Origin of the sequence: Parabacteroides provencensis (assembly GCF_900232875.1) — a bacterium.
GTDB classification, from domain to species: Bacteria; Bacteroidota; Bacteroidia; order Bacteroidales; family Tannerellaceae; genus Parabacteroides; species Parabacteroides chinchillae.
The window spans coordinates 426,490-449,069 of the sequence record NZ_LT960489.1 but is presented as its reverse complement, the minus strand read 5'-3'; the positions used below and the strand labels follow the sequence as shown (position 1 = coordinate 449,069).

The window sequence follows — 22,580 nt, the reverse complement described above, 5'->3', positions numbered from 1 at the left end:
GGAGGGAGCATGGTATGGGAAGCTTAAATGATGAAATAAAGGTACTTCAAGGCAAGATCAAACGGTCGGAACGTTTGACTACTGCAGGACTGGTTGTATTTGCTGCTATTCTGATTGCAGAGACGGCCGGTGTTTTTGAGGTAGGGCATGGCATCATGCCAGCTATTGCCATTGCGCTTGTTATCATACAGATATATAAATCGAACTATCGTAAGAAGTTAAAGCAGAAAGAACAGTTGGCGAAAGAGGTGGAGGTACGTACCCAGGAAATACGCTCGGAACGTGATGCTGTTCAGGAAGAATCCCAGAAGCTGGCGGCTGCCTTATCTGCTTTGGCTGAGGCCCAGGATGAACTGGTGCAGCAGGAGCGGATGGCTACTGTGGGGCAGCTTACAAAAGGATTGGTAGACCGTATTCTGAATCCATTGAATTATATCAATAATTTCTCCAGCCTGTCCTCTACATTAATAAAGGATTTGAGGGAAAACCTGGAAAAAGAGAAAGAACGGCTTTCTAAAGATACGTATAACGACTCTTTGGATTTGCTGGATATGATGGAAGGCAATCTGGGTAAAATATCGGAACATGGCTTTAATACTGTACGCATTGTAAAGGCAATGGAAGAGTTGTTGAAAGACCGCCGTGGCAATACAACACAAACGGATATAAACAACTTATGCCGTATTACCCTGGATAAACTGAAGAAAGCATATGAAAAAGAAATAGAAGAAAAGAAAATCAATATTATTTTCGACGGTTTGAATTTGTCTTTGATGATGGAGGTTAATATGGAGCAAATGAGCAATGTGCTGTTCGGTTTACTCCAGAATGCTTTATATGCCGTGTTAAAGAAAACTGAAAAGGTGGCTTTTAATCCGGAAATACTTCTGAAACTAAAGGTCGACGGAGACAAATTGCAGATAACCATACGTGACAATGGTATTGGTATTGCAGATAATATAAAAGAACGGATTTATTCGCCGTTTTTTACCACCAAACCTACCAGTGAGGCTGCTGGCATAGGACTTTATATATGCCGAGAAGTGGTGCTGAACCATAAAGGAACGGTAGAAGTAAAAAGCGAGCAGGGCGATTACACTGAGTTTTTGATAACAATTCCGGTTTATCAGCCTCGTCCGGCCACACATGATAACGACGAAGACGAATAATAGTATATGGAAGATCAGAGTAAGGAAATAGAACATCTGCGATTGCAGATAAAGAACCTTGAGAAGCTATCTTCTTTAGGCATGTTAAGCGCTGGTATTGCCCATGAAATACAGAATCCGCTTAATTTTGTTATTAATTTCAGTAAACTGTCCGGCAAGCTTGTAGATGACCTGGAAGACATACTGGAAGAAGAAAAAGAGATTCTTTCGCCCGAAATATGGGGGAAGTTGACTTCTATTCATGAAGAGTTTACGGACATATTGAATGATCTGCATGAAAACCTCCATAAGATAGAAGAGCACGGTAATCGCGCTACGAGTATTATACGCGGCATATTGCTTTATTCAAGAGGGAAGGAAGATGAGTATGTGCCAACCAATATCCAGCAATTGGTGAAGGAGTATGTATGGCTTTCCTACCATTCGATGCGTGCCAACTATAAAGGATTTAATATAACGATACGTGAGTCGTATGATGAATCTATTCCGATGATGAACCTTATCCCGCAGGATTTCAGCCGGGCCGTTCTTAATATAATGAATAACGCCTGTTATGCTGTATATAGTAAGTCTAAAATATCCTCGTTGGATTACCAACCTACTATTTCCATAGACCTGAAGAAGGTGGGAGATCAGGTACGCCTTAGTATTGAAGATAATGGAACAGGGGTGCCCGAAAATATTCGCAATGCGGTATTTGAAGCCTTTTTTACAACAAAACCTGCCGGTGAAGGGACAGGGCTAGGTCTTTCCATCACCAAATCTATTATAGAAGAGAAACATCACGGAACTATTCAACTGGAAACGAAAGAGGGCGAGTTTTCCCGTTTTGTCTTCCTTATCCCATTAACGAATAAATAAACTGCGGTATGGCAATTAAGATATTAAGTGTAGACGACGAACTGGACCTGGAGGTTTTGTTAACCCAGTATTTCCGGCGTAAGATACGGAAGGGCGAATATGAGTTCGCTTTTGCCCACAATGGATTGGAAGCACTGAAGTTGATGCTTGACCAACCGGATTTCGATATTATATTAAGTGACATTAATATGCCGGAAATGGATGGTTTGACCCTGTTGACCAAGATTAACGAAATGCGCAATCCGGCTTTGAAATGTATTATGGTTTCAGCTTACGGGGATATGGAAAATATCCGTACTGCAATGAACCGTGGTGCGTTTGACTTTGCAACGAAGCCTATCGATATGGAAGACCTGGAACGTACTATAGAGAAAGCCGTAGAGCAAATTGCCTTTATAAAAGAGGCGCAGAAAGAGCATAATCAGCTGGAAGCTATACAGTATGACCTGACGGTTGCGCGCGATATACAGCAGTCTATTTTACCGAAACAATTCCCTCCGTTTCCACAATATTCGCAGTTTGATATTTATGCTACGATGAATGCGGCGAAAGCCGTAGGAGGGGATTTCTATGATTTCTTTCTGATAGACGACAATCATTTGGGCTTTTCCATAGCGGATGTCTCCGATAAAGGCATTCCTGCTGCCATATTTATGGCTATCAGCCGTACGGTTTTACGGGCTACGGCTTTGCGCCAGTTATCCCCGGCAACGGTATTGCAGCAATCGAATGAATTGCTTTGCAGGGAAAGTGTCAACAATATGTTTGTGACCGTATTTTATGCCATCCTTAATATTCATACCGGCGAACTTGTTTTCTGCAACGGAGGACATAGCCGCCCGGTATATATTCAACATGAAGGAGACGTTTCGATGTTGCCGCTGACCGGAGGTTTGGCTTTGGGGGTAATGGAGAATGCAACCTATCAGGAGAAGACGATCCGCCTGAAAGCCAACGACAGCCTGTTTTTGTATACGGATGGCATAAGCGAGGCTATGGATGCCGATTATAACCAATATGGCAACGAACGTTTGATTGAGGTATGTCGTTCTATGAAAAATATGCCGGCTAAAGAGATGGTCGAAACTATGAACAAGTCTGTTTGCGAATTTGTGAATGGAGCTTTACAGAGTGACGATATAACCATGCTGGCTTTAACGTATAAAGGTGAATAGTTGCCTGTCATTCCAAGGGCAGCCGTAGACCAAAGGCACTGGTAAACCCGGGGATTGAAACGGTTTTCCGGCGAATTGGATCGGGCTAATACTTATTATTTTAGGGGGTTAATGGTTATACATATCCTTATTGTAAAAGTTCAGAATCTCTATCAGCATATCGTGAGCTTGATGAGCGGGGCTGTCCGGGTTTAATTCCATTGCTGATAAATAGTTGTTGAGTGCTTGTTGGAAATTTCCATTTTTGCGATAGGCGTTTCCCCGAAGATAATAGGCCTCGTCAGACATTGGGTTTGTTGCAATGAATTCATCCAAAAGTCGAAGGGCATCATCTGTTTCACCATTGAATATAAGCTCTTTAATTTTTTTCATCTTCTTTTTAAGTCTTGATAGTTAGGTTTGCAAAACTACGAAAAATTGTTAGTAATGTACTTTTACTGTAATTATTTATGTATGTTTGCACTCGATTTCCAAAAGAAGTGAAGATATTATGCAGAAAAATTTGGTAATAGTGGAGTCACCTGCTAAGGCAAAGACCATTGAAAAGTTCCTTGGTAAGGATTACAAGGTCATGTCTAGCTATGGCCATATCCGCGATTTGAAGACAAAAGAATTTAGTATTGACATTGAACATAACTACACGCCTCAGTATGTTATTCCGGCTGATAAGAAAAAGCTGGTAGCAGAATTGAAGACAGAGGCTAAATCAGCGTCACAAGTATGGCTGGCGTCCGATGAAGACCGCGAGGGGGAAGCTATATCATGGCATTTATATGAGGTGTTGGGACTAAAGCCACAAAATACCAAACGTATCGTTTTTCATGAAATTACCAAAAATGCTATTCTGCATGCTATTGAAACACCACGCGATATAAATATAGATTTGGTAAATGCTCAACAGGCACGCCGTGTGTTAGACCGTATTGTAGGATTCGAACTGTCTCCGATTTTATGGAGAAAGGTGAAACCGGCTTTGTCTGCCGGACGTGTACAGTCTGTGGCTGTCCGTTTGATTGTAGAGCGTGAACGCGAGATTAACGACTTTGTTTCCGAAGCGGCTTTTCGCGTAATAGCAAACTTTATCTTGCCTGACGGGACTACTATCCTTAAAGCAGAACTTAATAAACGACTGAAAGACAGAGAAGAAGTGAAAGCCTTTCTGGAATCTTGTAAGAGTACTTCTTTCAGTATAGATGATATAACTACCAAGCCGGTAAAAAAATCGCCGGCGCCTCCGTTTACTACTTCCACTTTACAACAGGAAGCAGCTCGTAAATTAGGATACTCCGTATCGCAGACAATGATGATAGCACAGCGTTTGTATGAATCGGGATTGATTACTTACATGCGTACAGACTCCGTGAATTTGAGTGACTTGGCTTTGGGTACTACAAAGGACGCTATTTTTGATACGTATGGCGAAAAATATTATAAGTTCCGCCAATATCATACAAAGAGTAAAGGTGCACAGGAAGCTCACGAAGCTATCCGGCCTACTTATATCAGTAATGAAGATATAAGCGGGACAGCCCAGGAAAAGAAATTATACGAACTGATCCGTAAACGGACTATTGCTTGCCAGATGGCCGATGCAGAATTGGAACGTACCACTATATCTATAGGAATAGGGGATAAGAAGGAAAAGTTTGTTGCAGTAGGCGAAGTAATTGCATTTGATGGTTTCTTGCAAGTGTACCGCGAGAGTTCGGATGACGAAGGCGAAAAAGAACAAGAGAACGGGTTGTTGCCTCCTGTTTCTTTGCATGAGTCATTGGTCTTAAAAGATATGGTTGCTACGGAACGCTTTACCCAGCGTCCTCCCCGTTATACGGAAGCAAGCCTGGTTCGCCGTTTGGAGGAATTGGGCATTGGCCGTCCGTCAACTTATGCTCCTACAATTCAGACGATTCTGAATCGCGAATATGTAGTGAAAGGTGATAAGGAAGGTACACAACGTTCTTACTGTGTCATCTCTCTGTCCGATAATAAAATCAAAGAAGTTGATAAGGTTGAAACGGTAGGGTCTGATCGTAACAAGCTGATGCCTACGGATATAGGGGCGGTGGTGAATGATTTCCTGATGGAGTATTTCCCTTCTGTTCTCGACTATAACTTTACGGCAAGCGTTGAAAAGGAATTTGATGCTGTTGCGGACGGTGAATTGGATTGGACGAAAGCAATTGATAAATTCTATAAAATGTTCCACCCCATTGTAGAATCTACTTCGGCAGTGAGAACAGAACATAAGGTAGGAGAGCGTGAGTTGGGTATTGACCCGAAGAGTGGTAAGCCCGTCTTTGTAAAGATTGGCCGTTATGGTCCGGTAGTTCAGATCGGACAGGCCCGTACGGATGATAAAAATGCCCCTAAGCCTCAATTTGCTACTTTGATGAAAGGGCAATCTATCGAGACTATAACTTTGGAAGAAGCATTGAAACTATTCGATCTTCCTCGTAAGATAGGAGAATATGAAGGAGCAGAAGTTGTTGCGGCAGTGGGACGTTTCGGACCTTTTATCCGTTTTAAAGGTAAGTTTGTATCTATTCCTAAAAACCTGAATCCTCTTACGATTACGATGGATGAATCGATTGAGTTGATAGAAGCCAAACGCAGTAAGGATGAACAACGCTTCATGAAGAAATTTGATGAAGAACCTGATCTGGAAATATTAAATGGCCGTTATGGTCCTTATATCGCTTATAAAGGCTCTAATTACAGGATTCCTAAATCGGTTGAACATCCCGAAGAGCTGACTTTGGAAGAATGTCAGAAAATTATTGCGGAGGCTGCAGAAAAGCCTGCTGCAACAAAAAGGCGTACGGCAAAGAAGAAGTCTTGAAAAAGCTTACCATACCACAATACAACTTCTATAAGCATAAATATGGTGATGAGTTGCTTATAGTGTTGGAGCGGAAAGCGGATTAATGGAAAATAATACAGACCCATTGGTCGCTGGTAAGACCGTTAGGAGATAGTATGTAAATTAAAATAGGGTTATAGGCGCGTTGTTATGCGTCTATAACCGTAAACTCTTTAAGTGCATACCCTATCAGAAAGCTTAATGCGGCAACACTGAAACTCAATACGGCCATCTCGGTAAAACGTTTGCGGAAACTTTCACTTCGGGCTACCGAGTAATAATAGTTAAACAATGCTATGATGGTTAATGCAATGGCTAACATAATAGCCAAAGCTATAATAACATGGCTGATAAAAATGAAAGGCGCTACTAATGCTGCGACAGTGAAGATATATGCAATTCCGGTATAAACAATACTTTCTGTGGCTTCATTTTTCTGAAGCCGCAGAAGTGTTTGTTTGGTATGTGTGTCTATTTCCATAGTCCGGAAATTACATTCTTTCCGGAACATCAATGCCTAGTAATGACATACCTTCTTTTACAATCTTTGCAACATTGGCCGAAAGCATTAGGCGGAAGTTTTTCAGTTCCGCATTCTCTTCGCGAAGGATCGAGAAATCGTGATAGAATTGGTTGTATTCTTTTACTAAATCGTAGGTGTAGTTTGCAATACAAGCCGGACTATATAATTTTCCTGCTTCTTGTACGATGTTTGCAAAGTCTGCAATCATCTGGATCAGATTCTCTTCTTTTTCGGAGATCGTAATGTTGGTAGGCAGTTGAGCCGGCAATACGATACCTTGTTCTGTTGCCTTACGAAGTACGGAACGTATACGTGCGTAAGTATATTGGATAAAAGGACCTGTGTTACCATTGAAGTCAATGGATTCCTTCGGATTGAAGGTCATGTTTTTACGAGGGTCAACTTTCAGAATGAAGTATTTTAATGAACCTAATCCTACGATACGGGCAATATTTTCAGCTTCTTCGGGCGTCATCTCATCCAGCTTGCCTAGTTCTTTTGAGATTTCGCGGGCTGTATTTATCATTTCCTCCATCAGATCATCGGCATCAACAACGGTACCTTCACGACTTTTCATTTTGCCTTCCGGCAATTCTACCATTCCATAAGAGAAATGAACCAGGCCTTTTCCAAATTCAAATCCTAATTTATCCAATAAGATTGAAAGAACCTGGAAGTGATAATTTTGTTCGTTGCCTACTACATATATCATCTTGTTGATAGGGTAGTCGTCAAAGCGTAGTTTGGCAGTACCAATATCCTGAGTCATATATACGGATGTTCCGTCTGCACGAAGTAATAGTTTTTCGTCTAGTCCGTCTTTGGTGAGATCGGCCCATACAGATCCGTCTTCACGACGATAGAAGATACCTTTGTCGAGTCCTTCCATCACTTTGCCTTTGCCTTCGAGGTAGGTTTGGGATTCGTAGTATATTTTGTCGAAGCTCACTCCCATCATTTTATATGTTTCATCGAAGCCTGCATAGACCCAGTTGTTCATCATTTTCCACAAGTTACGAACTTCTTTGTCTCCTGCTTCCCATTTACGGAGCATTTTACGGGCTTGAGACAATAGAGATTTATCGAACCATTTAGATAATGTGTTAATAATATTTGTTTTTAAAAGATGATGATTGCTGTTTAAATTCTGATCAAGAAAAATTGTTATTGCTTGTTTGAAATTAGGATTTTCTTCAATGTTATAACTTCTAAAAAAGAAGTAGAGTTTGTTGGATATGTTTTTTATAGTCCTAGGAGAATATATGTCTAGTGTTTTAACACCAGGCATATAATTATTAAGATTGTTGATTTTTTTTTGTATTTGTTGTTTCCATTTTTTTGCAAATAATACATAGAAATCGCCAATCAAGTGGTCTCCTTTCTTTCCGGTGCTTTCGGGTGTTGCCCCATTGCCCCATTTTTGCCAGGCAAGCATTGATTTGCAGATATGGATACCTCTGTCGTTTACGATATTTGTCTTTACAACCTTGTTGCCGTTTGCTTTCATAATTTCAGATAAGCTGAAACCTAACAGATTGTTGCGAACGTGTCCCAGGTGAAGGGGTTTGTTTGTGTTTGGCGAAGAATATTCTATCATTACCAACGGAGACTGTTCTGTAACCGGAACGATGCCGTATGAAGGTTGTCCGTTTATCGTGTTCAACAGGTCAATCCAGCATGAGCAGGCAATTGTCAGATTAAGGAATCCTTTTATTACATTAAATTCATCTATGGCCTTTTCATTCTTTACCAGATATTCACCTATTTCCTGCGCTGTTTGTTCAGGAGATTTTTTAGACATGCGTAGAAATGGAAATACTACTAAGGTAAGATGTCCTTTGAATTCTTTTTTTGTCTTTTGTAATTGCACTTGGCTGGTTGGTACTTCAACACCGTACAGCTCTTTAATGCCGGCTATAACTGCCTCGGTAATCTGTTGTTCGATAGTCATAATCGTATATTACGTATGTTCGGATTTGTTTTTGTTTGCAAAGGTATAAAAAAAAGCCGTCCCTGCTATTGGGTACGGCTTTTTGCTATAAGAAAGGAGATTATTCTTTCTTATTTAATAAGTTCTGAAAGTTCGGCACCTGCTTTGAATTTCACAGTTTTGCGTGCCGGAATGTCAATTGGCTGTTTTGTTTTTGGGTTAACGCCTTTACGTGCAGCTTTTTCACCTACAGAGAATGCACCGAATCCCAGAAGGGCTACTTTACCTCCGGCTTTCAATTCGCCAGATACTGTTTCTACAAAAGCTTCTACAGCTTTTTTTGCATCCACTTTGCTTAAACCAGACTTTTCTGATACAGCATTAATAAATTCTGTTTTGTTCATGATGGTTTGATAGTTAATATATTAAACAAATCTTCCTAATAGTCCAAACTTGCTGCCAAATGTAATTCTAATTTAATATACAACAAAGAAAAATAATGTTTTTTTTATTGATTTACTATGTTTTAGTCGCAAAGACATCGAAATGTAAGTAAAATATATTTACCTTTGCCTTTAAATAGACACATTTTATGATGAATCAAAACGGAACGGGATTTTTCAACAGCATCCCGACAGTAACTAAAAATATTATAATAATTAACCTCCTTTTCTGGGTAGCAAGTCTTGTTTTGCCAAAGGTTGGCATTGATTTAGTTAATTTGTTGGGCTTGCATTTTCCCGGTGCAACCGACTTTAAAGCCTATCAGTTTATTTCATACATGTTCATGCACGATACTCATTCGTTTGCACATGTCTTTTTCAATATGTTTGCTGTGTATATGTTCGGGCGTATATTGGAAAATGTTTGGGGACCGAAACGCTTTCTTGTCTTTTATTTAGTTACGGGAATTGGTGCAGGCCTTATACAGGAACTTGTATGGTTCTATAATTTGCGTGATGTCCTGTTTGCTAGTCAGGATATGATAAATATAGGTGGCGCACAAATCATACCGAAGAGTGAATTCCTGAATTTCTTTGTAACGATTGGTGCTTCCGGTGCAGTGTTTGGTATCTTGCTTGCATTTGCCATGTTATTCCCGAATGTGCCATTATATTTGATGTTTATCCCGATACCAATCAAGGCTAAATACTTTGTTGTATTTTATGGTTTAGCCGAATTATTCCTGGGCGTTGCCAGCTTTGGTGGTGATACGGTTGCCCATTTTGCCCATTTGGGAGGTATGTTGTTCGGATATATATTAGTTCGGTATTGGAAGAAGAAAGATGCAGACAATGGACGGTATTTTTACTAATTTGAAGCGTACGTTTCAATCAGGTAATATCCTGGCGAAACTTATATATATAAATATAGGATTGTTTGTCGTTATTCGGCTGGCCAGTGTGTTGTTCATGCTGTTTAATATAGGAAATACTTCTTTCCTGCAGTATTTACAGATGCCGTCATCTCCGGAGCTTTTGCTCTACAGACCGTGGACAATCATCACATACATGTTTACCCATTTCGATTTCCTGCATATCTTGTTTAATATGCTTTGGCTATATTGGTTTGGGGGATTATTCCTGAATTTTTTTAGCGAACGCCAATTGGGGGGGCTGTATGTCCTGGGAGGTATAGCCGGAGCCATATTCTTTATGATAGCATATAATATTTTCCCTTATTTTCAAACCGTAGCTGCAACCAGCTATCTGATGGGAGCTTCAGCATCGGTTATGGCTATCGTATTTGCCGTTTCGTTTTACAGGAAAGATTTAGAGATAAATTTATTGTTAATAGGTCGTGTACGTCTTATCTATTTAGCTATATTTACATTGGTAATAGACTTTATGGCTATTACGTCTGATAATGCAGGAGGGCATATAGCTCATATTGGCGGAGCTTTGTTTGGTATTTGGTTTGCTTCCCGTATTCGTGTGGGGAAAGATTTGACGGCTCCTATGAATCGTGTAATAGACTGGGTTGTTAACCTTGGCAAACCTAAACCGAAAATGCATGTGACTTATAAACGTTCTGAGACAGATTATGAATATAATGCCCGTAAGCACCAGGAGTCAGTTGATATAGATGCTATACTGGATAAACTGAAACGTTCAGGGTATGAAAGCCTTTCTGCAGACGAAAAGAGAAAGCTTTTTGATGCCAGTAAGAAATAATGAACCGGATGAAAACGCTACGATTGTTTTTGCAATTTTTGTTTGTGATCGCTAATATCATAGTGGTTGTTTTATTTATATTAGCGGCTTATTCGGATAGATTTTCTCCGGAGAAGAGTTTATTGTTTTCTTATTTGGGATTGGCATTTCCTGTACTCTGTGCATTGAATATCTGTTTTATATTATATTGGTTATTCTTGTGGGAATGGAAATTCTTATTGATAGGTGTGGTATCTTTCCTTATTTGTTGGACTCCTGTCAAAAATTATTTCCCTTTTCACTCTCCGGTGAAACCTGTTCCGCAGGAAAATGTGTTAAAGGTGTTGACTTATAATGTAATGGGGTTTGGGTATAAAAAACATACCAAATATAGCCCTAATCAGATAATCGAGTACATAGCCAATTCGGATGCCGATATTGTCTGTTTGCAGGAATATGCCGAGCATAAATCGGAGAAATATCTCACTCGTAATAAGATTTTCAGCGCATTAAAAATGTACCCGTACCGTTCTGTTTTTACTTTGAGTAGCAATAAGCTTATGACGTTCGGCATTGCTGTTTTTTCCAAATACCCCATTTCGGAATCACGGCGGATTAAATATGATAGTAATTTCAACGGCTCCTCTGTGCATCAGGTCAAGGTTAAAGATAAAAATATCACATTGATAAATAATCACCTGGAATCATTTAAGCTTACCTCTGAAGATCGTTCCCGTTACTCTGCTTTTATTAAGAATATAGGCTCTGATACTTTTGACGAATTGCGTGGTGCTATCCAGCAAAAGTTAGGCCCTGCATTTATTATTCGGGCTAAGCAGGCTAAAACAGTGGCAAGTGAAGTAGAAAAGGCTAAGAATGATTACATTGTTGTGTGTGGAGACTTTAATGATACGCCTATTTCATACGCTCACCGTACTGTTCAAGGGCCTTTGGTAGATGCTTTTTCTGAATCGGGAAGAGGCATAGGTGTTTCTTATAATCAAAATTTCTTCTGGTTCCGTATCGATAATATCCTTCATTCATCTAATATGAAGGCAATGAATTGTACGGTTGACAAAGTGAAATATTCAGATCATTATCCGATGTGGTGTTATCTGCAACTTGACAAATAACAGCCACACCGTATTTATTTATTCGTCATCTTTTGCTGCATCAAAGACTTCCCCGAACAAGTTCTCTACAAAGAAGAATGTCGCATTGCAGAATAATGACGGGTCTTTTATAATTGCAATTTTATTGCTTTTGCCATTGTTCGCAATTACATCTTCCGCTACATACGTCTTGTATTTTTTCTCGTTCTTGGGATCATATTGATATACGATGTTAGATATCGCTATTTTGTATTGCTCTTCTTCGCAATTAATGTGCATTCTGTATTTCAGTACCGTTTTATCGTTATCGTTCAGAAGTAGTTCTACTTTAGAACTTACGGATATAGAGCCTTTGCCTTTATTGGAAGATACGTTGGATAAAAACACATCTTTTCCATAGCTCTTTTTGGCCCATTTGTTTATGGCATTAAACAAATCGTTCTTGCTCATTCCTTGCATGTCTACTTTGTCGCTGTAGACAATTTTACCATCTTTCATGGGCGCACAATCGCTGACAGAACCTTTATGTCCCTGTGCCATACATAACACAGGGAATAACATACATATAAATAATAATACTTTTCTCATCTTTTCTCGTTTATTTGATCCATACATTTGTAATCTCGCCTAAAATGGAAACCCGTTGTCCATCCGGAGTTTCTCCTTGTTTTTTACATTCTATTATCATCCATGCGTTGCCGCTGGCATCATCTTTGTTAAGGAAAGATATCTTGTAGATCCCTTCGTTGCCGATTGCTTTATAAACATGGCTGTTAGGGTCAATGGAGAAAGATGCCACCTTTCTGCCAAATATCGTGCTGATTCCTTTCCAGGCGGCATTCGTTTCGGTCAATTCGGTTGCACTCTCCGGCACGATAGTTATTTTACTGTCTGGGAGTAGCTGAAGTATGGTGCTTGGTATTTGATCCGGTTTTACGGAGATAAAGCCTTCCATAGGTTTGCTGGCAGTTGCTGGCTCTGCAGTCATAGCCGGACTAAGAGGGGTTGCAGGAACTACGGAGGCGGTAGGCGCAGTTGGTGCTACTGGCGTTGTAACTGCAGATGCTATCTGTTGCGGGTTTGTCTGAAGATTGAGTGCAGCCAATGCACTGTCCATTGTTTTGTTTACATAGTCTATTGTTGATTTGCGGAATTTGGCAAATCCCCGTACTAACGTACCTTTCTTGCTGATTGCATTTTTGTCCGTAATTATTTCTTCTGCAGTATATTTTTCAGGTTCCCGTTGATAAGAAACGTCGTAGGTATATCGGATGGCAGTTATCTTCATGATACAATTATGTCCTTTGCATTCGATAGTCATTTGGAAAGACATAAGTGCACGGTCTAGCGAAATGGCTGTACTTGTGAAAATAATGTAATTATTGCCTATTGCAGCTATTTCTCCCTTTTCTTTATTGGTATAAACAACCCGTTCTTTTTCATTGTTAAAATATTCTTGTGCCCATTTTAACAATGTGTCATATATCTGGTCTTGCGACAGAGAAGGCGCGTTAAACTCTTTCGTGAATACTACTTTGCCGTCTATTTCGGGAACTGCACCAGCCAGATATTGTTGATCTTTCTGGGCTGATAATAAAGCCGGAATAAATAATAATAACAATAATAGTCGTTTCATGGTCCTAATTTTCTTTATATTTTACAGACAAAGATATACATTTGCGTTCGAAATAAACTATGAGAGTGACAAATAATTAATCTAATTGGTCTTTATCAAAGAAAAAAAGTCTATATTTGCACCCTGTGAAAAAACAAAAATAAATAATGTAATAACATAAACATAAGATTCAAATGCAAAACAAAGGATTTGTGAAGGTCTTCGCGGTGTTACTTACGCTTGTTTGCTTGTTCTATTTGTCATTCTCGTTTGTGACAAGATATTACAACAATAAAGCCGCTGAGTATGCAGGTGGAGATCCTGCGAAAGAGACTGCTTATCTGGACTCTTTATCTACTCAGAAGGTATGGCTGGGCTATACATTGAAGCAATGCCGTGAAATGGAAATCAGTTTAGGTCTTGACCTTAAGGGAGGTATGAACGTCGTTCTCGAGTTGAATGTTGCCGATGTTATCCGGTCGCTTTCAAACAATAATCAGGACGAAAACTTCAATAAGGCGTTGGATCTGGCATATGCTCACCAGGCTACCAGCCAGAAAGACTTCATTGATTTATTCGCAGAAGAGTATAAAAAGTTGGACAACGGTGCACGTCTGTCTGCTATTTTCAGTACTTTCGAGTTAAAAGATAAAATCACACCCCAGAGTTCTGATGCTCAGGTAATCGCTGTTTTGAAAAATGAATTGCAGAGTGCTATCGATAACTCATTTAATGTATTACGTACCCGTATAGACCGATTCGGTGTGGTTTCTCCAAACATCCAGCGCCTTGAAACGGCAGGACGTATCCTTGTCGAACTTCCGGGTGTTAAAGAACCGGAACGTGTACGTAAGTTACTTCAGGGTAGTGCAAACCTGGAATTTTGGGAAACTTACCAGTTGCCTGAAATCTACCAGCAGTTAATTGCTGCCGATAATATATTAGCTACCGTATTAAGTAGCGAAACATCCGATTCTACTGCAGTAGTTGCCGAAACGGCTACCGTTGCAACCGAAGACGCTGCAACAAGTGATGCCGATTCTCTTTTGGCTCAGATTCATCAGGAAAAACCGGACGCTGCAGCTAGTGCCAATATGGAAGAGTTCGCAAAACAACATCCGCTGTTTGCCCTTTTGCAGGTTAACCAGTATAACGGACAGCTTGTTCCGAGCGCTATTGTTGGTATAGCTAACGTAAAAGACATTGACAAAATCAACGAATACCTGAACATGAAACAAGTAAAAGATGTGTTACCTCGTAACCTGTCTTTGAAGTGGGGTGTTAAGGCGATTGATGAAAAAGAACAATATTTCTATTTGTATGCTATCAAACAGACTAACCGTGACGGTTCTCCTGCTTTGGGTGGCGATGTTGTAACGGATGCTAATGCCGATTTCTCTCAGGAGGCAGGCCGTAACGAACAGCTAGTTAGTATGACTATGAATGCCGAAGGCGCAAAGGCTTGGGCGCGTCTGACAAAAGATAATATCGGCAAAGCCGTTGCTATCGTCCTTGACGATATGGTTTATTCAGCTCCGAATGTACAAGTGGAAATTACCGGTGGACGTTCACAAATTACAGGTAATTTTACTCCGGAAGAAGCAAAGGACTTAGCTAACGTGTTAAAATCAGGTAAGATGGCTGCTTCTGTGCAGATCGTACAGGAAGATGTTGTTGGTCCGTCTCTTGGTCAGGAAGCTATCAATTCAGGTGTTATTTCATTTGCATTGGCACTTGTTTTATTGATGATTTATATGTGTGCATTCTACGGAATTATTCCGGGGCTGATTGCCGACGGTGCTTTGATATTGAATATCTTCTTTACGATGGGTATTCTTGCTTCATTCCAGGCTGTCCTTACTTTGCCGGGTATTGCCGGTATGGTGCTTACGTTGGGTATGGCAGTAGATGCTAACGTGTTGATTTATGAACGTACAAAAGAAGAACTTCGTGCAGGTAAATCGTTAAGCAAAGCTATTGCCGATGGTTATAGCAATGCATTTTCTGCCATCTTCGACTCAAACTTGACATCAATCATCACAGGTGTGGTATTGTTCTACTTCGGTACCGGTCCTATCCGTGGTTTTGCTACCACAATGATTATCGGTCTGTTTGCATCATTCCTTACGGCAGTATTCTTAACACGTATTGTATATGAAGCTCTGTTGGCTAAAGATAAATTGAAGAACGTAACATTTGTTACTTCTATCACGAAAGACCTGTTGACAAATCCGAAGATCAACTTCCTTGCCGCACGTAAGGTGGGTTACCTGATTCCGCTTGTCATCATCGTATTGGGTGGTATCTCAATGGCAACAATCGGTTTGAATAACGGTATCGACTTTACAGGGGGACGCAACTATGTTGTCCGTTTCGACCAGAATGTTAAGACCGATGAAGTACGCAATATGTTGGATGTCCAGTTGGATGGTGCGGTAAGTGTTATCACAATCGGTACACCTAACCAGGTACGTATCTCTACAAACTATAAGATTGCGGATGCAAATCCTGCGGTAGATCAGGAAATCGAATCCAAATTGTTTGAAGGTGTTAAACCTTTGCTACCGGAAGGGACAACCTTGGACCAGTTTACTTCTACATATATTCAGAGTTCACAGAAAGTAGGTCCAAGTATGGCAGACGACATTAAGAACAGTGCTATCCTGGCGGTAGTATTCGCTATGTTCTGTATGGCTGCTTATATCCTGCTTCGTTTCCGTGACATATCATTCTCTGTCGGAGCATTCGCTTCTGTAGCCGTAACAACATTGTGTATTATTTCATTCTACACATTGTTATGGAAACTGTTACCGTTCTCAATGGAAGTAGACCAGACGTTTATTGCTGCTATCCTTACCATTATCGGTTACTCTATCAATGATACGGTGGTTGTATTCGACCGTATCCGTGAAACAATCGGTTTATACCCGAAACGTGACCGTTATCAGGTAATCAACGATGCGTTGAATTCTACATTATCCCGTACATTCAATACATCATTAACAACGTTGGTGGTTGTATTGTGTATCTTCATCCTGGGTGGTAGCACAATTCGTAGCTTTACGTTTGCTATCTTGTTAGGTATTGTTGTCGGTACATATTCTACTCTGTTCGTTGCAACCCCTATCGCATACGAGTTACAGAAGAAGAAAATCAATAAGAAAGCAGCAAAAGAAGCTGCAGGGAAGTAAAAGCTTTTAAAAGGCTAATAGATAAAGTGAAAGGAGACAATCTGAAGATTGTCTCCTTTTATCATTTCCGGCAGGCTATTCTTTTTTGCTTCCCTGCTTGTCTTTATCCTTCGTTTTGAACTTGAATAAGAACTGGATGACAGCTATTACAAACTCTAAAATTTTCCGGGTCTTTTCCATAATGTTGAGTTATTGAATTTAGTTTTCAGTTGATAAAGCTATTATAGCCCTCACCGTCCGTTCAATCTGCACCAGGCTGCGGCGATACGTTTCACGGCAGTCGCCATTCTGTTCGCTGATGTAGCGGCTGTAGGCGATCTCCCGGGCATATGCTTCCGGATCGTTGCTTAGGCTCCAGGCCTGACGGTAGTTGTTGCGAATCAGACGGGCAAAATCCAGAAACGAGTTTTCTGCTGTGTCATAATGACGGAAGTCCAGCGAATAACTTTTGGTGGCAACAGTTACCTTCTTTCCATGCCAGTACGCATTGCTGCACCCATAAGCAGTGAGGCCGAAGTAATTGCGGTGTTTCTTTGAGAGGTTACTCGTTGCCCAGCCACTCTCAAAAGCAGCTTGGGTAAGCAAGATGTTCGGGTTCATGTTGAAAGCTGCTCCTGCGGCAATTGCCGCAGGGAGAAGCGTCTTTACGAAATGAATCTGCAGTGCGGTCATTATACGGTGTGGGGTCTGTCGCATTCCTTTGTGATCACATCCGGAACGATACGTTCAAAACTTATTTTCCTAACTACATCGCGCAGGTCTGCACCGGGACGAAAAATGATGCGTGGCTTCTTAATAAGCGATACATTGAACTCTTCTTCGGTAAGGCTTCCCTTGCTGCCTATCACAGCCTGAAAATGCCCCAGATCGCCTAGTTGTACCGACTCACCTCGCAGTAGAGCTTCTTTCATGCAGTGGATCAATCCGCGCAAAACAAGTGCCACATCGCCATCACTGGCCGTAGAACGGTCGGCAATACGTGCACAGATTGCCTGAAAATCCATTTTACCCGTCACATTAGCGGAAGCATAAAAACGTTTGGCGTCATCCGCCGTGCCTTTGGTAAGATCCTTTCTCTGTACCAGTTTGAATTTAATTGCCATAAACAAAAGTATTAAGGGTTAGTGCGTGTGCTCCTTCTCTTGAAGCACATCACAAAGATACACCCTCCCTCATTCTGTCATACATGCTATGTCAGGATGCAATCGTATTATGGCAGTTCTTTTATCGAATCGATAAGTTGCGTTGTGTTTTGGGTTTCTTCTAAAGATAATCCGTATATCCAATCCTATCCTCTTTTTGTTGTTGTTTTGAGGTGTAATAAATTGATTATCTATTGCTTATGTGCTTTATTTTGATTATCTTTAATACATATTTAAACATTAAACTCGAAGAAATTATGGAAGAACGTAAACCAATGAATTTCCATCGCGCATGGGGCGTTACGGAGTTCGCCATGCTTTATTTCCCTGACCGCCGTCCCGAAACCGCCTATCGCGGATTATCACGCTGGATTCGCGACTGCAGGGGGTTAAAACAAAAACTGACGGCCGCCGGATGGGCTCCTTTCCAGAAAGTGTATACGCCAAAACAGGTAGCTTGCCTGATAGAACACCTTGGAGAACCTTAGCAAGTGACGAAGGGAAAACAGGTAGGCTGTTTTAAAAAGAGTTCTTTGATGTATTGGGAGATGAAAAAAAAGGATATCTTTGCCTTACTATCCGCTATTGGGTAGCGAGAACCATCAAAACCAGACAACTATGGGGAAATTTATCAATCCGTTTACGGATATTGGCTTCAAGCACATATTCGGAAGGGAGATCAGTAAGGATGTACTTATCGCGTTCCTGAACGATTTATTGGTCGGAGAAAGGCATATAGCCGACATATCCTTTATGGATAAGGAAGATATGCCGGAAATGGCAAACGGAAGAGTGGTAATCTTCGATATCCTCTGCAGGGAAACAAACGGGGCTTATTTCATAATCGAAATGCAGAACCAATACCAGGATTTCTTTCTGGACAGAAGTTTGTACTACCTGTGCCGCTCTGTTACCCGGCAAGGAATAAAAGGGAAAGATTGGGAATATGAGATCTTTCCGGTGTACGGAATCTATTTCCTGAACTTTATTATTCCGCCGTTTGTTTCGTTCAGGACAGATGTAATATTGGCAGATCGCGCTACAGGTGAAGCGGTAAACAGGAAATTCAGACAGATATACCTGTCAATGCCCTACTTCACCCTGGAGCAAGATGAATGTAAAACAGATTTTGAACGTTGGATTTATATATTAAAACACATGGACACATTTGACAGAATGCCTTTCAATGCGCAGAAAGCCGTCTTCGACAAGCTGCTCGACATTGCCGATGTCAGCAAGCTGGACGAGAAAGAGCGTGCCCGGTATGACGAAGCGCTCAAAATATACAGAGACTACTACGGCACCATAAACTCCGCAAAAAGACAAGGGCGCAAAGAAGGTGAAGAAAAAGGCAGAGCCGAAGGACTTCTCACCGCTGCCCGTGGCATGAAAGACCTTGGAATACCTATTGAAAATATTGTCAAAGTAACAGGGCTTACTCCGGAAGAGATTGACACTTTATAATATCAGGTTTAATTGGAATACCATCTGCTTCAGTTGATGGCAATTGAGCTTAGGATAAAGGAGTTAAGGTGTCAAGTAGTTATCAGCCACCTTGCGGAGACTTAGTAGTTAAGTAGAAATGCATATTATTCCTAACTACTTGAACGTTGGATTTATATATTAAAACACATGGACACATTTGACAGAATGTCTTTCAATGCGCAGAAAGCCGTCTTCGGCAAGCTGCTCGACATTGCCGATGTCAGCAAGCTGGACTTGTCGGAGATAGCCTCTTTATAGCAAATACATAACTTATTTTTTCTTTTCATCCCCCAATATCGAAAGCTATTGGGGCTTTTTTGTGCCCTTGCACAACGAAACGCCCTCACAGCTGTAAGCATGCAGCACTCTTACCGCCTCGCCTCCTTAGAAAAAGAAATCATGTTGTCTCCGTTCTCCTTTTGGAAGGAAAGCGGGAAATAAAATATAAATTTTAAAACAATGGAAATGGGAGAGAAATCCTTTTCGTTTTTCTGCAATGTTTACGCCAAGCAAGCAGAAAAGTTAGTAACCTTAGATCAGATAAGGGAGTTGATAACCAATGGAGCTTTGCGCCGGAACACCTTCGAGATCCGCAGGCTCCGCAAGGAAGGCCGTACGGATGAAGCCGACCGCCTCAAGCGAAGCCTGCCGGCCATCACCGTCTGTGCACGTTTTGATGGCGAGCGAAAGTCCGACAAGGCTACCGCTTACACCGGATTGTGCTTTGTAGACATCGACCATGCAAAGCAGTCGCCTGCCGTGCTGATCGACCGTTGCAGGCAGTTGCCCTACGTCCTCTTTGCCCATGTGAGTGTGAGCGGAGAAGGAGTGCACCTGGTGGTGAGCTGCGATAACGACAGCCCGGACAATCACGCCTTCTACCTCCAGTCTGTTTGCGATGCCGTGAGCCGGGCTTTGGGTGAGGAGACCGACCGTGCGTGCAAAGACATCAGCCGCTTGATGCTCCTGAGCTATGATCCCGAGGCCTATTTTAACGCCGCAGTGCAGCCCTACCGGGTCTGCTTGCCGGCAAGTGACGAACCGTCCTGTCCGTCTGCGGCATCCGGTGGTGCCGGATTGTCCCGTCCGTTTACGGTGGGCAGCTATCTGGATGCCATTCATGATCTGGACTGGACGAAAGGCAACCGCCATGCTACAATGTTGCGTCTGGCCGTCAGCCTGAACCGGAAGGGATTCGGTTCGGGCGAAGCTGCGGCAGAGTGTGTACGGCGTTATTCGCAACCCGGCTTTGAGGAACCGGAGATACGGCAAGCGGTGAATTATGTCTACAAAACCGACGCTTCGCAGCATGCCGTAAACCGGCAGAAAGGAGCCTCCACTTTGTCACCTTCTGTCACCTTCTTCGGGGGGTGTTCCAAATCTGTAAAAGTGGTCGTAAAAGAGGCGGAAGATATTGATATACATGATAGTTACGGGCTTCTTGGCAGCTTCCCCGATGACGTGTATAACCACCTCCCGCGAACACTTTTGGAGTTGATGCCAAACGATTGTAGAAAGGAAGATAAAGACCTCGATTTGCTGTCAATCCTGACCCTTCTGAGTTCGGCTATGCCGGGAGTATCGGGCAGGCTGAATGGCATGATCTATTTCACGCCTGTTTTTTGTTCTATAGTAGGCGAATCGGCCTCCGGCAAAGGGCGTGTGGCGTCTATGGTGCATATCCTGGATGGTTGGCGGGAATATAAAGAAAAGCAGTATGCCAAAGAGTTGGAGGTTTATCAGGCACAATTGGAAGCATATGTCGATTACTGCAGGTTGCCCCGTTCCAAACGTACCGGAGCAGCTCCCGAAAAGCCGAAAGAGATACGCCGGAAGTTCCTGCGGTTTTATGGTTATACCTCTGCGTCGAAGATGATAGAGCAACTGTCGTTGCACGAAGACATTGCCAGCTTTATGTTTGAAACCGAGTTGGACACGCTTAACGAAGTAATGCAGCAAGACTTTGGTAGTTACGAAGACCTGTTCAATAAAGCCTATCATCATGAATCGTTAGGTTCTCATACCCATTTGCACGGCAACATGTGTGCCAATCGTCCGCAGTTGAGCGTATTTGTGAGTGGCACTCCCCGTATGTTCAAAACCTTCATTCCGTCTACCGAAAACGGAACCTTCTCCCGCTTCCTGATCTATCGCCTGGTTAGCAATGGTGAATATATGCCGCTTACAGACAATGATGACCGCAATGAGCGAGACCAGCGTATAGCCGCTGCTTCGGAGGCCATTTGCCGTTATGCCCGTTTTCTGGAACAATCGGCTACGTTTGTGAGCTTTACCGATATGCAGCGCCAGCGTATCAACCGTTTCTTTGAGCGTGAGGTGCATCAGAACTGGATTTTTGGTAATGAAGACCGTAATAGCGTGGTATTGCGTTACCGTATATCCCTGTTCCGTATCTGTATGATACTAACTGCGCTGCGCAAAGCGGAAGCCGGTTGGATGGTTCGCAACATGACGGTAGCGGACGAAGATTTTGAAACGGCATTTGGTATAATCAAGACCTGCCTTCGTCATGCCTATATGGTAGGAACGTCGCTCGAACATCGCAAAAAAGAGGTGACTTATACTTTTCCGTATGTACAGTTAAATCTGTTTGCAGACATGCCGAAATGCTTCACAAGGGCACAAATGATAGTGTTCGCGGAGAGCTTAAATGTGAGCGAGAGTAGTGTGGACCGTTTGCTTAAAAAATCTGTTCGCAAAGGTCTAACTGTCTCAGATAGAAACGGTCATTACGAGAAGACTTTAAAAGGCGAAGAAATTACACGATTTGGAACACGCCCCGAAGAAGGTGACAGAAGGTGACAAAGTGAACTTTTATACGACCTATTATCGGACTGCTTATGTGATGTTATTTTGGTAGTCATTTTATCGGAAACAGGTAGGCAACCAAACCAAACAGGGTAGGCAACCGGTTTCGGGTATAAACAGATGCAATAAACCGCTTCCTTTTATCATTTATATATATACTATGTACGCGCGTACATAATTTTAAGGGGTACTTGCAAAGTACATATATATTGTATATTGATATTTGATATAAGTATCTAAAAAACAGGAAGTAAACTTGGAAATGGAATGACTAGGGAAAACGATCGTTTTCATTCGTCATTGCAAAGGTACATCTTTCTTTTTATCGTGCAACCCTTTTCTTAATTTTTTTTCTTCTGTATCTTCTTTCTTATCAACACTATAACTTATCTGTTACAAAACAATCCCTTTCTTAAACAAACCCCCGAAATCAGGCAAAAAAATGACTAGTGAAAACGATCGTTTTCACTAGTCATTTTTGTACGGTATTGATATTTAAAATGGTTGAATCACAGATTTTTATAAACACTATTAT

General features: G+C 41.6%; 18 protein-coding genes and 2 pseudogenes. 12 read left to right on the top strand and 8 right to left on the bottom strand.

All coding sequences use genetic code 11. The annotated features are described in order from the left end of the window. Positions 1-14: 14 nt before the first annotated feature. The 3 genes from CTY47_RS08835 to CTY47_RS08825 are packed head-to-tail and all read left to right on the top strand — an operon-like array spanning position 15 to position 3,205. Positions 15-1,169 carry a sensor histidine kinase gene (locus tag CTY47_RS08835; RefSeq protein ID WP_099464399.1) on the top strand — a complete coding sequence of 385 codons (1,155 nt, stop codon included), beginning with the start codon at positions 15-17 and terminating at the stop codon, positions 1,167-1,169. Between the two features lie 6 nt (positions 1,170-1,175). Continuing rightward, complete coding sequence (locus CTY47_RS08830) at positions 1,176-2,030, top strand: sensor histidine kinase (RefSeq protein WP_099464398.1); 855 nt, start codon at positions 1,176-1,178, stop codon at positions 2,028-2,030. Between the two features lie 8 nt (positions 2,031-2,038). Beyond that, positions 2,039-3,205 carry a PP2C family protein-serine/threonine phosphatase gene (locus tag CTY47_RS08825; RefSeq protein ID WP_099464397.1) on the top strand — a complete coding sequence of 389 codons (1,167 nt, stop codon included), beginning with the start codon at positions 2,039-2,041 and terminating at the stop codon, positions 3,203-3,205. A 108-nt stretch (positions 3,206-3,313) separates the two neighbouring features. On the opposite strand, the gene CTY47_RS08820 is transcribed toward CTY47_RS08825, so the two are convergent. Then, positions 3,314-3,577 carry a tetratricopeptide repeat protein gene (locus CTY47_RS08820; RefSeq protein ID WP_099464396.1) on the bottom strand — a complete coding sequence of 88 codons (264 nt, stop codon included), beginning with the start codon at positions 3,575-3,577 and terminating at the stop codon, positions 3,314-3,316. A 118-nt stretch (positions 3,578-3,695) separates the two neighbouring features. Between CTY47_RS08820 and topA the strand changes: the two genes are divergently transcribed. After that, positions 3,696-6,044, top strand: a complete 2,349-nt coding sequence (gene topA, locus CTY47_RS08815) for a type I DNA topoisomerase (RefSeq protein WP_099464395.1) — start codon at positions 3,696-3,698, stop codon at positions 6,042-6,044. A 169-nt stretch (positions 6,045-6,213) separates the two neighbouring features. Here topA and CTY47_RS08810 read toward each other — a convergent pair. The 3 genes and pseudogenes from CTY47_RS08810 to CTY47_RS08800 all read right to left on the bottom strand — a co-directional run. Continuing rightward, positions 6,214-6,480: pseudogene (locus CTY47_RS08810) on the bottom strand (VIT1/CCC1 transporter family protein); the annotation flags it as partial. A 76-nt stretch (positions 6,481-6,556) separates the two neighbouring features. Beyond that, entirely contained in the window at positions 6,557-8,539 is a 1,983-nt protein-coding gene (gene argS, locus CTY47_RS08805; RefSeq protein ID WP_099464394.1) for an arginine--tRNA ligase, read from the bottom strand. Positions 8,540-8,649: 110 nt separating this feature from the next. Beyond that, positions 8,650-8,922: an HU family DNA-binding protein gene (locus CTY47_RS08800; RefSeq protein WP_099464393.1), complete on the bottom strand. Its 273-nt coding sequence runs from the start codon at positions 8,920-8,922 to the stop codon at positions 8,650-8,652. Between the two features lie 188 nt (positions 8,923-9,110). On the opposite strand from CTY47_RS08800, the gene CTY47_RS08795 reads away from it, so the two are divergent. The 3 genes from CTY47_RS08795 to CTY47_RS08785 are packed head-to-tail and all read left to right on the top strand — an operon-like array spanning position 9,111 to position 11,804. After that, positions 9,111-9,833, top strand: coding sequence for a rhomboid family intramembrane serine protease (locus CTY47_RS08795; RefSeq protein WP_099464392.1), 723 nt, complete (start codon positions 9,111-9,113; stop codon positions 9,831-9,833). Continuing rightward, the gene (locus tag CTY47_RS08790; RefSeq protein WP_099464391.1) at positions 9,814-10,692 is read left to right on the top strand and encodes a rhomboid family intramembrane serine protease; all 879 of its coding nucleotides are present in this window, start codon (positions 9,814-9,816) and stop codon (positions 10,690-10,692) included. Before CTY47_RS08795 ends, CTY47_RS08790 begins: the two co-directional genes overlap by 20 nt. Positions 10,693-10,700: 8 nt before the next feature. Next, on the top strand, positions 10,701-11,804 hold the full coding sequence (locus CTY47_RS08785) for an endonuclease/exonuclease/phosphatase family protein (RefSeq protein WP_099464861.1): 1,104 nt from the start codon (positions 10,701-10,703) through the stop codon (positions 11,802-11,804). Positions 11,805-11,822: 18 nt separating this feature from the next. On the opposite strand, the gene CTY47_RS08780 is transcribed toward CTY47_RS08785, so the two are convergent. Both CTY47_RS08780 and CTY47_RS08775 read right to left on the bottom strand, forming a co-directional pair. After that, positions 11,823-12,371, bottom strand: a complete 549-nt coding sequence (locus CTY47_RS08780; RefSeq protein ID WP_099464860.1) for a DUF4468 domain-containing protein — start codon at positions 12,369-12,371, stop codon at positions 11,823-11,825. Positions 12,372-12,381: 10 nt separating this feature from the next. Continuing rightward, the gene (locus CTY47_RS08775; protein WP_099464390.1) at positions 12,382-13,419 is read right to left on the bottom strand and encodes a DUF4468 domain-containing protein; all 1,038 of its coding nucleotides are present in this window, start codon (positions 13,417-13,419) and stop codon (positions 12,382-12,384) included. 173 nt (positions 13,420-13,592) lie between these two features. On the opposite strand from CTY47_RS08775, the gene secDF reads away from it, so the two are divergent. Continuing rightward, on the top strand, positions 13,593-16,589 hold the full coding sequence (secDF, locus tag CTY47_RS08770) for a protein translocase subunit SecDF (RefSeq protein ID WP_099464389.1): 2,997 nt from the start codon (positions 13,593-13,595) through the stop codon (positions 16,587-16,589). 198 nt (positions 16,590-16,787) lie between these two features. Here secDF and CTY47_RS08765 read toward each other — a convergent pair whose 3' ends face one another. Together CTY47_RS08765 and CTY47_RS08760 are read right to left on the bottom strand one after the other, a co-directional pair. After that, the gene (locus tag CTY47_RS08765) at positions 16,788-17,261 is read right to left on the bottom strand and encodes a glucosaminidase domain-containing protein (protein ID WP_099464388.1); all 474 of its coding nucleotides are present in this window, start codon (positions 17,259-17,261) and stop codon (positions 16,788-16,790) included. Further along, positions 17,261-17,692, bottom strand: a complete 432-nt coding sequence (locus tag CTY47_RS08760; RefSeq protein ID WP_099464387.1) for an HU family DNA-binding protein — start codon at positions 17,690-17,692, stop codon at positions 17,261-17,263. The genes CTY47_RS08765 and CTY47_RS08760 overlap by 1 nt, the downstream gene beginning before the upstream one ends. A gap of 296 nt (positions 17,693-17,988) precedes the next feature. Between CTY47_RS08760 and CTY47_RS08755 the strand changes: the two genes are divergently transcribed. The 4 genes and pseudogenes from CTY47_RS08755 (at position 17,989) to CTY47_RS08740 (ending at position 22,039) form a co-directional block, all read left to right on the top strand. Then, a complete protein-coding gene (locus CTY47_RS08755) occupies positions 17,989-18,219 on the top strand; it encodes a DUF4248 domain-containing protein (protein ID WP_099464859.1) in 231 nt (76 codons plus the stop codon). Positions 18,220-18,349: 130 nt separating this feature from the next. After that, entirely contained in the window at positions 18,350-19,195 is an 846-nt protein-coding gene (locus CTY47_RS08750; RefSeq protein ID WP_099464858.1) for an Rpn family recombination-promoting nuclease/putative transposase, read from the top strand. Positions 19,196-19,336: 141 nt separating this feature from the next. Continuing rightward, positions 19,337-19,421 (top strand): annotated as a pseudogene (locus CTY47_RS17670) (Rpn family recombination-promoting nuclease/putative transposase); the annotation flags it as partial. Between the two features lie 260 nt (positions 19,422-19,681). Continuing rightward, complete coding sequence (locus CTY47_RS08740) at positions 19,682-22,039, top strand: DUF3987 domain-containing protein (RefSeq protein ID WP_158228517.1); 2,358 nt, start codon at positions 19,682-19,684, stop codon at positions 22,037-22,039. Positions 22,040-22,580: the final 541 nt, after the last annotated feature.